We start from the raw sequence: 1,753 nt of genomic DNA, 5'->3' as shown, positions 1-1,753 counted from the left end.
CACCAACGTTGGTAACCGTTTGACCACCTGCATTTACACCTGATGCTGTAATGCTTGGACCCGCTTTTCCATCTGCCCCTGTAATACTCAGACCATCTTTACCAACACTGGTTAATACTTTGTCGTCTTTGTCTTTGTAGTCAGTTTTATCTGCACCGTAAACTGCCGTATTGGTACCGTTGCTGACTGTGGTACCCGTTGCATCTTGTGCCGTACTATTACCTTTATTATCAGCTAGAGTGTTGCTTGATGCGGTGCTTGTATTGCTGTTACCTGCGCCATCTTTAATCGTGCTGTTTGTGAGACCGTAGTTGGCACTAATTGGGTTGCCACTGCTGTCTTGACCTGTGAGATTGGTACCAGATGCACCGTAAACGGCTTTGGTACTATTGCCATCGGCGTCTTTACCTACAACTGTTGTACCTGTGGTGTCTAATACGGTATTGCCTGCAGTAACGCTGTCTACAACGAGATTTTTTGCTGTTGCGACTTGGTAATTTGTACTGCCATCATCATTTGTTGTTTTTGTAACTTCTGTATTTAAGCCACTTGTGACTGTTGTTTTAGCTTCAGTGGCTTGTTTTTTAACAGAGGCAACAGCATCATTGACTGTACTTTGGCCTGTACCACCAATATCAGATACAGAAATCGCCCCTGTATCTTTATCATATGTTGCATTGCCGCCTAATACTTTTGCAGTGAGATTACCAGCAGCAGTTTGTGCATTACCTGCTGAAAGTTGTGCATTATCTGCTGAGGCTTGTGCGTTATTCGCTGACGTTTGTGCATTATCTGCTGATGTTTGTGCATTATCTGCTGATGTTTTGGCATTATCTGCTGATGTTTTGGCACTATCGGCTAGACCTTGAACATCATCAACTCTGCTTTTAACTTTATTCAATTGCCCTACATTAACTGCATCATTATTAGACGTACCATCACTTACATTGGTAATGACTTGATTACCGGCATTTATACCTGATGCTGTAATACTTGGACCAGTTGCCACACCATCAGTACCAACAAAGCTTAAACCTGATTTATTCAAGATCGTATTACCTGAAGTAACACTATCTAGAGTAAGATCTTTTGCTGTTGCGACTTGATAATTTGTACTACCATCATCATTTGTTGTTTTTGTCACTTCTGTATTTAAGCCACTAGTAACTGTTGTTTTCGCTTTAGTCGCTTGATTTTTCAGGTTAGATACTGCACCTTCAACCGTATTTGCACCTGTTCCACCAATATCAGAAGTGCTGACTGTACCATTTTCTGCAACTGTTGCATTACCACCGAGTAAGCTTGCAGTACTGTCTGAAATCGATTTGATTTGTGAACCATTCACTGCATCTGTCGATGATGAATTAATAGCTCCTTCAGCCACACCAGTGACTTTTTGATTACTTGCATTTAAACCTTTTGCTGTTACTTGACCTGCAAAGGTTGGCGCATCAACCACACTGTACTTGTAGGTATTACTATCGGCATCGTAAGTTGCTGTAGTATTGGTACCATCTGCAAAAGTAACCGTTTCACCCAAGGAAACTTTGTCTGTTGCCCCTGCATTGGCTCTAAAGTTCAAGCCTTTGTCTGCTGTTGCTTGTGCTGTATCTGCAGCACTTTGTGCAGTTGCTGTAGATGCTTTTACAGAAGCCACTGCATCATTCACATTGGCTTTGCCTGTTCCACCAATATCAGAAGTGCTGACTGTACCATTTTCTGCAACTGTTGCATTACCACCGAGTAAACTTGC

1 protein-coding gene is annotated in these 1,753 nt (G+C 42.1%); it reads right to left on the bottom strand.

The window, feature by feature from the left end; genetic code table 11:
- Positions 1-1,753, bottom strand: a 1,753-nt coding sequence (locus tag I2F17_RS12450) for a beta strand repeat-containing protein (RefSeq protein ID WP_235985968.1), incomplete at both ends; no start/stop codon positions are given.

The sequence above is a fragment of the Acinetobacter baretiae genome (assembly GCF_015627105.1).
In the GTDB taxonomy this organism is placed as follows: Bacteria; Pseudomonadota; Gammaproteobacteria; order Pseudomonadales; family Moraxellaceae; genus Acinetobacter; species Acinetobacter baretiae.
This window is presented reverse-complemented; position numbering and strand designations above follow the sequence as displayed.